This is a genomic window from Clavibacter sp. (assembly GCF_014802555.1).
Classification (GTDB): domain Bacteria; phylum Actinomycetota; class Actinomycetes; order Actinomycetales; family Microbacteriaceae; genus Clavibacter; species Clavibacter sepedonicus.
Map to the genome: position 1 here is coordinate 1 of NZ_JAAVCB010000115.1, position 7,826 is coordinate 7,826.

Consider the following 7,826-nt stretch of genomic DNA (forward strand, 5'->3'; position numbering starts at 1 on the left):
CCAGCGCGGCCACCGCGGCCGGCGTCGACAGCAGCTCGCCCGTGAGCCGCCCGACGGCCACCCACGCGAGGCCCCAGGCGATCGCCGCGCTGGGCGCGAGCCGCCCGCCGTCGCGGAGCGCGAGCAGGACGCCGACGACGCCGGCGACCGCGAGCAGAACGACCGCCCACGCGTCGCGCCCGGTCGTTCCCGGCTGGAAGCCGGACGCCGTGAGGATGGACGTGATGTTCGCGATGGTCGCGACGCTCACCCACCCCAGGTAGAGGCCCATCGTGCCGTCGAGCACGACGCCCTCGACGAGGTTCCGCGGCCGCGTCGCCATGAGGGTGCGGAAGGTCCAGATCAGCGTCAGGAGCAGCGCCACGATGACGACGCCGCTCAGCACGAGGAACCCGGCCTGCGCCGTGAGGATCCACGCGGCGTTGAGCACGAGGGTCACGGCGACGGGGTAGCCGACGCGTCGCTGGCGCTCGTCGGCGCGCTGGGCGGGGAGCGCCTGCCAGATCGTGTACGCGACGAGCCCGAGGTAGATGACGCTCCAGATCGAGAACGCGGGGCCGGCCGGTGCTACGGGCGTGTAGCTCGCGCTGAGGGCGCCGCTCGACGCGTTCTGGATGCTGCGGTCGCTGAACGCGCCCGAGCCGAACGCGGAGCCGATGACGGCGAACGCCATGCTCGAGATGACGACGATCTGGCGGACGATGTCCTTCACGGTGCCCATGCGGCCTGCTCCTCTACGATGGGAAAGTCAGCAGGCGGATAGTAAGCCTGCTGACGATCACTGTAGCAGGAGGTGCGCGCATGGCAGCAGGGATGTCCGCCCAGGACGAGCTCGCGAGCTGGCCGACGGGGCGGCTGCTGTCCACGGCCGCGCGCGCCGTCGAGCACGCCTGGGGCGAGGCGCTCGCTACCCTCGGGGTCACGCACGCGGGCCTCATCGCGCTGCACCTGCTCCGGGACGGGCCGCTCAGCCAGATCCAGCTCGCCCGCTCCGCGCACGTCGAGACGCAGACCATGTCGCGCACGCTGGAGCGGCTGGAGCGGGAGGGGCTCGTGTCGCGCGCGCCGGATCCCGCCGACCGCCGCCGCCACGTCGTCGCCCGCACCGATGCCGGCGCCGACGCGTGGGAGCGCGCGCAGGCGCTCGAGCAGGACGTCGTCCCCGAGCTCGCCCGCTCGGAGGAGATGCGCCGCGGCCTCATCGACGTGATCCGCGCGGCCGGCCGTCCGGCGCCCGCCGCCTCGCCCGCGTCGCCTGCCGGCACCGCAGCCTCGCCCGCGTCGCCCGCGTCGCCCGCCGGCACCGCCGCCGAGGGGCGCGCACGATGACCCGCCCCGCGGATCCGATCTCCGCCGCCGCCCCCGACCTGCCCGGCCGCGCGGTCATCCGCCAGGTCTGGAGCGACCTGGCCTTCGTGCACTGGCGCGTGGATCCGGCGCTCGTCGCCCCGCTCCTCCCGCCGGGCACGCGCCCCGACGTGCACGACGGATCCAGCTGGGTCGGCCTCATCCCCTTCGTCCTGTCCCGCAGCGCCTTCCCGCCCCTGCCCGCCGTGCCGTGGGCTGGCACGTTCGCCGAGCTCAACGTGCGCCTCTACAGCGTGGGCGACGACGGCCGCCGCGGCGTGGTCTTCCGCTCGCTCGAGGCCGCGAAGCTCCTGCCCACGATCGGCGCGCGCGTCGGCCTCGGCCTGCCGTACATGTGGGCGTCGATGACGCACGAGGAGCACGACGGCGTCGTCACCTACACATCGCGCCGGCACACGGGCTCCCGCCCGACCTCGCGCATCTCCGTCCGCCCGCTCGGCGAGGAGGCGGAGGGGGATCCGCTCGCCGACTTCCTCACCGCCCGCTGGGGCATGCACGTGGCCCGCGGGGGCGTCACGCGCTACTGGCCGAACACGCACGACGCGTGGACCCTGGAGCGCGCCGAGCTGGTCGACCTCGACGACGAGCTGGTCGCCGCCGCGGGCCTCCCGGGCGTCGTGGACCGCGCGCCCGACTCCGTGCTGTTCTCCCGCGGCGTCCGCACGGAGTTCGCCGGCCCGCTCCGCCCGCGCGCCTGACGGCCGGGTCAGCCCGCCTGCCCGGCGCCGCGCCCCGGCTCCGGCGCGGACGGATCCCGCCTACCGCTTCGCGCGCGGCGTCCTGGTCGAGCGCTTCCGCCCTCCCGACAGCTCGTCGATCGTCAGCGCGGCGCTCACGAGCGCGAGGTGGCTGAGCCCCTGCGGCAGGTTGCCGAGGAACGCGTGGTCGTCGGCGTCGATCATCTCGGAGTACAGCCCGACGTCGTTGCCGAGGTCGACGAGCTGGTCCGTGAGCTCGCGCGCCTCGTCCATCCGCCCGACGCACGCGTAGGCGCCCGCCAACCAGAACGCGCACGCGGTGAACGTGCCCTCCTCCTCCGGCATGCCGGAGTAGCGGTACAGCAGCGGCCCGCGGCCGAGCTCCGGGCGCAGCGCGTCGAGCGTCGACGACATGTGCTCGCCGCGGTCGAAGCCCGAGACGGCGTGCAGCAGGATGCTCGCGTCGAGGCGCTGGCTGCCCGGGTGCATCACGTAGGCGCCGCGTCCCTCGTCCCAGCACTCCTCCTCGACCCAGGCGCGGATCCGGTCGCGCTCGGCACGCCACCGGTCCGGCACGCCGGGGATCTGGCCGAGCTCCGCGAGCTCGACCGCGCAGTCGAGCGCCTGCCAGCAGCCGAGCTTCGAGGTCGTGTAGTGCTGCTCGTCCTCGAGCTCCCACATCCCGGCGTCGCGCTTCTGCCACGAGTCGCACGTCCGGTCGGCGAACGTCGCGAGGAGGCGGCCGGTGTCGGCGTCGAGCACGTTGCCGTCGCGGACGTACGTGCGGACGACGTCGAAGAGGTCCCCGAACACGCCGAGCTGCAGCTGCGCCTGCGCGTCGTTGCCGTCGACGACGGGGCCGACGCCGCGCCAGCCCGGCACCTCCGGGTTCGAGCTGCCCTCGGGCACGCCGCCCTCCAGGGAGTAGAAGACGTGCAGGTCGGGGCCGTTGTCGCGGATCGTGCGGAGCATCCAGGAGACCGCCGCGTGCGTCTCCTCGCGCAGGCCGAACCGCACCAGCGCGTTCACCGTGTAGGCCAGGTCGCGCACCCAGGCGAAGCGGTAGTCCCAGTTCTTGCCGCCGCCCATGCGCTCGGGCAGCGAGGTCGTCGCGGCCGCGGCGATGGATCCGGTGGGCGCGTGCACGAGCAGCTTGAGCGCGAGCGCGCTGCGCTGCACGGCCTCGGCCCACTCGCCCTCGTACCGGAACTCGGCGCTCCAGCCCTCCCAGTTGCGGATCGTGCGGTCGATGCTCTCGTCCACGATCTCCGGGTTCGGGATCCGCACGGGCTCTCGCTCGGTCCCCACCATCGTGATGACGTGGCGCGATCCCTCCTTCGTCGTGAACGCGCCGGACACCGACTGCGTGCCGGGCTCCGCGGATCCGTGGTCGAGTCCGACGACCGCGAGCGTCACGCCGTCCACGCGGATGACGGGCCCGTTGTGCGTCGACTGCACCCACGGCGACGACGTGCCGAGCGCGGTGCCGGGGGCGACCAGCCAGCTCATGGCGACCTCACCCGTGAGCCCCTCGATCCGCCGGCCGAGCTCGGACCATGGCAGCCGCCCGGCGACGCCCGTGACGAGCGCGTCGGTCACGCGCACGCTGCCGGACGCGGTGGTGAAGGTGGTGGTGAGCACGTTGGTGCCGGGCACGTAGGCGCGCGTCACCTCGAACTCCTCGTCGGGCCGCAGCGTGATCCGCCCGCCGTGCGGGGCGTCGAGGATCGCGGCGAACGCGGGCGGGGTGTGCAGGTTCGGCAGCGGCAGCCAGTCGATGTCGCCGTCCTCCGCGATGAGCGCGACGGTGCGCCCGTCCCCGATGGCGGCGTAGCTGCGGAGCGCGACGTAGCCGTCGGTGCGCTCGGGTGCGGGGCGGGATGCGGGCGTTTCCATGGGACTCCTGTCGACGCCGGCAGGAGGGCACCGACCCCTCCAGTATCCCCGGGTCGCCTCCGCGCGACCGGGTCGTCGACCGCTCCGCCGGGAGTGCGGGCGAGAGGCCGCCAATCCGTTCTTCCCCGAGTTCCGAATCGTCCCGATGTGCCCGGAGCCCACCCGAACGGTTCCGGTCGCCGCCCGCCGGACAGCGCCGTCCGCGCGGGTCTCCCGCCCGGAGGCCACCCGGGCCAGGCTGGATCTATGACGCTCATCGAGGCCGTGCGCGGCGACATCACCCGGCAGGACGTCGACGCGATCGTGAACGCGGCGAACTCGTCGCTCCTCGGCGGCGGGGGAGTGGACGGCGCGATCCACCGCGCGGCCGGCCCGGAGCTGCTCGCCGCCTGCCGCCGCGTCCGCGCCGACGAGCTGCCTGACGGCCTGCCCGCGGGCGACGCGATCGCGACGCCCGGCTTCCGCCTGCCCGCGCGCCACGTGATCCACACGGTCGGCCCGGTCTGGTCCCGGTCCGACGACCGCACCGCGGTGCTCGCGAGCGCCTACCGCCGGTCGATCGAGGTGGCCTCTGCCCTCGGCATCCGCAGCGTCGCCTTCCCCGCGGTCTCGGCCGGGGTCTACGGCTGGCCGCTCGACGACGCGGCGCGCGTGGCGGTGGGCGCGGTGCGCGGAGCGGTGGCCGACGGCGCGGCGGAGGGCATCGAGCTCGTGCGCTTCGTGCTCTTCTCGGACGAGGTGCTCGCGGCCTTCGAGGGGGCGCTCGCGTCCGACGTCTGAGGAGCGGTGCGACACGGACCGGGGAAGACGGACGCCGGCCCTGCCGTCGAGGACGGGGACCGGCGAGTGGTGCCTGGACGCGGCGTCGATCCGCGGACCTTTCGATTTTCAGTCGAACGCTCTACCAACTGAGCTACCCAGGCGAGCGGGCGGCTTGCGAGAAGACGCCCACATCGGACAGAAGCCCTCTCGTGAGAGAGGGCTCGCATCCGTGGCGACCCTGACGGGACTTGAACCCGCGACCTCCGCCGTGACAGGGCGGCACGCTAACCAGCTGCGCTACAGGGCCTTGCATGTCGATCACATTGTGTTCCGAACCACACTGCCTGGTGACCCCAACGGGATTCGAACCCGTGTTAACGCCGTGAAAGGGCGCCGTCCTAGGCCACTAAACGATGGGGCCGCTCGCCCTGGCGGACCAGGTCTCGCAGCAACCGACACGTCAGCATAACCGCACTCCGGGCGAGGACTCAAATCGGCCGTCCCCGCGCGGGTCGCGGCCCCGCGGGCATGCGGATCGGGCGGCGTGTCGCCACCTCGCGCACGGCCTCCGCGAAGGGATCGCGGGCACCGTTCCCGAGCTCCTGCCAGGTTCGCGACACGGCCAGCGCGCTGCCGCGGTGTGCCCCATCCGCGGGGTTAGCCTTCGCTCGACCCTCCCGGGGAGGGGATCCCCCGTACGGATCCCCGCATCGGCGCGCTGTGCGTCGCGCACCCCCGTTGCTACTGTGAGAGCCGGTGAAGGCGTGACGGATGTGATCCGCGCTCCCCGCCGGCCCTGCAGGGAGGCGCAGCCGGCCAGCCGGGCGACACGATGATCGGGATCACCATGCACCATGACCTCCTCCGGAGCTCGCCCACCTCGGGCGCCAGACGACAGCGCCCGCGCGGCCGCCGCAGCCTCCAGGCGATCGTCGCCATCGCCGCCGTGCTCCTCACCGGGTCGATCGCGGCTCCCGCCCACGCCGACACCTTCGCCTCGTGGGACGACGTGCAGAAGGCCCGCGGCGACGAGCAGGCCCAGCAGGCGCTCGTGCAGCGCATCAACGACGAGATCGCGTCGCTCCAGCAGAAGGTCAGCGACGCGCAGGACCTCGTGGTCCAGCGCGGCGACGAGCACGACAAGGCGCAGCAGGCGGCGGATGACAAGCAGGCGGAGACGATCCTGCTCCAGCAGAGGGTCGACGAGGCTGCCGAGAAGGCCACCAAGTCCCAGGAGCAGGCGGCCGGCCTCGCCAAGCAGCTGATGCGGTCCGGCGGGCAGAACCTCTCCGGCACCCTCCTCCTCAGCGAGGGCGACGGCAGCGACGACCTCCTCGACAAGCTCGGCACCATGAGCAAGGTCGCCGAGAAGTCCGACCAGATCTACGCGATCGCGCTCCAGGACCGCAACGCCGCCAAGTCCCTCAGCGACCAGGCCCAGGTGGCGCTCACGGAGCTCGATGCGCTGAACGCGAAGGCCGAGCAGCTCCTCGAGGAGGCCGCCCAGGCGCAGCAGGACCTCGAGCAGGCGCTCGAGGACCAGAGCGCGCAGAAGGCGGACGCCGACGCGAAGCTCTCCGTCATCACCGAGAACCGCGAGGCCACCGAGGACGACTACCAGGCGGGCGTCCGCAAGCGCCAGGCCGACGCGGACGCACTCGCCGCGAGCCAGGGCGGCGCGGGAGGCGACGTCTCGCCCGGTGCCATCAGCTCATCCGGCTGGACCGCGCCGCTGCCGGGAGCCAGCACGAGCAGCTTCTTCGGGTACCGGATCCACCCGATCTACCACACCAAGATCATGCACGCGGGCGAGGACCTCGTCCGCGGGTACAGCTGCGGCGAGACCCAGTACGCGGCCCACTCGGGCACCGTGAGCTTCGCGGGCCGGAACGGCGGCTACGGCAACTACATCCGCATCGACCACGGCGGCGGCGTCTCCTCGGCCTACGGGCACATCATGGACGGCGGCACGCTCGTCCGCACCGGCCAGCAGGTCGTCGCGGGCCAGCCCATCGCCCGCACGGGAACCACGGGCGGCTCCACCGGGTGCCACCTCCACTTCGAGATCCGCATCGACGGGAACGCCGTCGACCCCGTGGCGTTCATGCACGGCCAGGGCGTCTCCATCACCAGCACGCATTGACATGAGGAACGACATGAACCACCTCCGCCCGACCACGGTCGTCATCTCCACGATCGCCGTGGGGGTGATCGCGGTGTCCAGCGGCGTCGCCGCCCAGACCGCGTTCGCCGCCACCGACTACCCCTCGTGGGCCGACGTGCAGGCGGCGAAGGCGAACCAGGCCGACACGCAGGCGGCCATCGACCGCGTGACCGAGCTGGTCACGGGCCTGCAGGAGTCCGCGGACCAGTCGAACAAGGCCGCGCTGATCGCCGGCGAGAAGTACGCCGAGGCGCAGGCCCTGCGCGACGCGAAGGCGGACGAGCTCGCGCGCCTGCAGAAGAAGGCCGACGAGGCGCAGGCCACGGCCCTCACCAGCCGGATGCGCGCCGGGCTCCTCGCGAGCCACCTCGCCCGAGCGGGCGGCCAGGACATCACCGCGAGCCTCTTCTCGTCCGACGGGGAGGACGCGGAGGAGCTGCTGCGCTCGCTCGGCACGATGTCGAAGCTGTCCGAGAGCACGCAGTCCGTGTACCAGCAGGCGCTCGCGGATCGCAACAGCGCCGCGTCGCTGAGCGACCAGGCGCAGGTCGCCAAGGACGATCTCGCCCGCCTCGCGGACGAGGCCCAGCAGGCTCTCGACGACGCGAACTCCGCCGCCGCGACCGCGCAGGCCGCGGTCACCGAGCAGACGCGCAACAGCGACCAGCTCATCGCGCAGCTCGCGCTCCTCAAGGACTCCACCGCGGAGATCGAGGCGCAGTACATCCAGAGCATCACGCAGCCGCCGATCCCCGCGGCCGCGGCGGCCCCGGCGGCCTCCTCCGGGTCCTCGTCCGGCGGCTCGTCCGGCGGGTCGTCGTCCGGCGGTGGCTCCTCATCCGGCGGCGGCGGCGGTGGTGCGTCGTCCGGTGGCGGTGGCGGATCCTCGTCCGGCGGCGGATCGAGCGCGCCCGCGCCCGCCCCCGCGCCCCAGCAGC

At 73.4% G+C, this 7,826-nt stretch carries 7 protein-coding genes and 3 tRNA genes; 5 read left to right on the plus strand and 5 right to left on the minus strand.

From position 1 onward, the window contains the following. The coding region (locus HDR73_RS12395; protein ID WP_287136456.1) for a TspO/MBR family protein at positions 1–721 on the minus strand (721 nt) is incomplete at its 3' end. Positions 722–801: 80 nt separating this feature from the next. On the opposite strand from HDR73_RS12395, the gene HDR73_RS12400 reads away from it, so the two are divergent. Together HDR73_RS12400 and HDR73_RS12405 are read left to right on the plus strand one after the other, a co-directional pair. After that, entirely contained in the window at positions 802–1,329 is a 528-nt protein-coding gene (locus HDR73_RS12400) for a MarR family winged helix-turn-helix transcriptional regulator (RefSeq protein WP_012297574.1), read from the plus strand. After that, the gene (locus tag HDR73_RS12405) at positions 1,326–2,066 is read left to right on the plus strand and encodes a YqjF family protein (protein ID WP_012297575.1); all 741 of its coding nucleotides are present in this window, start codon (positions 1,326–1,328) and stop codon (positions 2,064–2,066) included. Before HDR73_RS12400 ends, HDR73_RS12405 begins: the two co-directional genes overlap by 4 nt. A 60-nt stretch (positions 2,067–2,126) precedes the next feature. Here HDR73_RS12405 and HDR73_RS12410 read toward each other — a convergent pair whose 3' ends face one another. Beyond that, positions 2,127–3,962, minus strand: a complete 1,836-nt coding sequence (locus HDR73_RS12410) for a glycoside hydrolase family 15 protein (RefSeq protein ID WP_012297576.1) — start codon at positions 3,960–3,962, stop codon at positions 2,127–2,129. Positions 3,963–4,208: 246 nt separating this feature from the next. Between HDR73_RS12410 and HDR73_RS12415 the strand changes: the two genes are divergently transcribed. After that, positions 4,209–4,742 carry an O-acetyl-ADP-ribose deacetylase gene (locus HDR73_RS12415; protein WP_012297577.1) on the plus strand — a complete coding sequence of 178 codons (534 nt, stop codon included), beginning with the start codon at positions 4,209–4,211 and terminating at the stop codon, positions 4,740–4,742. 67 nt (positions 4,743–4,809) lie between these two features. Here the strand turns inward: HDR73_RS12415 and HDR73_RS12420 are convergent. From HDR73_RS12420 to HDR73_RS12430, 3 genes are all read right to left on the minus strand, one after another. Continuing rightward, a tRNA-Phe gene (locus HDR73_RS12420) sits at positions 4,810–4,885 on the minus strand. 69 nt (positions 4,886–4,954) lie between these two features. After that, a tRNA-Asp gene (locus tag HDR73_RS12425) sits at positions 4,955–5,031 on the minus strand. Positions 5,032–5,069: 38 nt separating this feature from the next. Further along, a tRNA-Glu gene (locus HDR73_RS12430) sits at positions 5,070–5,145 on the minus strand. Positions 5,146–5,571: 426 nt separating this feature from the next. Between HDR73_RS12430 and HDR73_RS12435 the strand changes: the two genes are divergently transcribed. Both HDR73_RS12435 and HDR73_RS12440 read left to right on the plus strand, forming a co-directional pair. Continuing rightward, on the plus strand, positions 5,572–6,867 hold the full coding sequence (locus HDR73_RS12435; protein WP_041464794.1) for a peptidoglycan DD-metalloendopeptidase family protein: 1,296 nt from the start codon (positions 5,572–5,574) through the stop codon (positions 6,865–6,867). Between the two features lie 13 nt (positions 6,868–6,880). Next, on the plus strand, positions 6,881–7,826 hold a 946-nt coding region (locus HDR73_RS12440; RefSeq protein WP_287136457.1), incomplete at its 3' end, for an NlpC/P60 family protein.

Bases quoted from the DNA above. Each gene is read 5' to 3' on its own strand.
- HDR73_RS12400 (WP_012297574.1), top strand. From the start codon at position 802: ATGGCAGCAGGGATGTCCGCCCAGGACGAGCTCGCGAGCTGGCCGACG.
- HDR73_RS12405 (WP_012297575.1), top strand. From the start codon at position 1,326: ATGACCCGCCCCGCGGATCCGATCTCCGCCGCCGCCCCCGACCTGCCC.
- HDR73_RS12410 (WP_012297576.1), bottom strand. From the start codon at position 3,962: ATGGAAACGCCCGCATCCCGCCCCGCACCCGAGCGCACCGACGGCTAC.
- HDR73_RS12415 (WP_012297577.1), top strand. From the start codon at position 4,209: ATGACGCTCATCGAGGCCGTGCGCGGCGACATCACCCGGCAGGACGTC.
- HDR73_RS12435 (WP_041464794.1), top strand. From the start codon at position 5,572: ATGCACCATGACCTCCTCCGGAGCTCGCCCACCTCGGGCGCCAGACGA.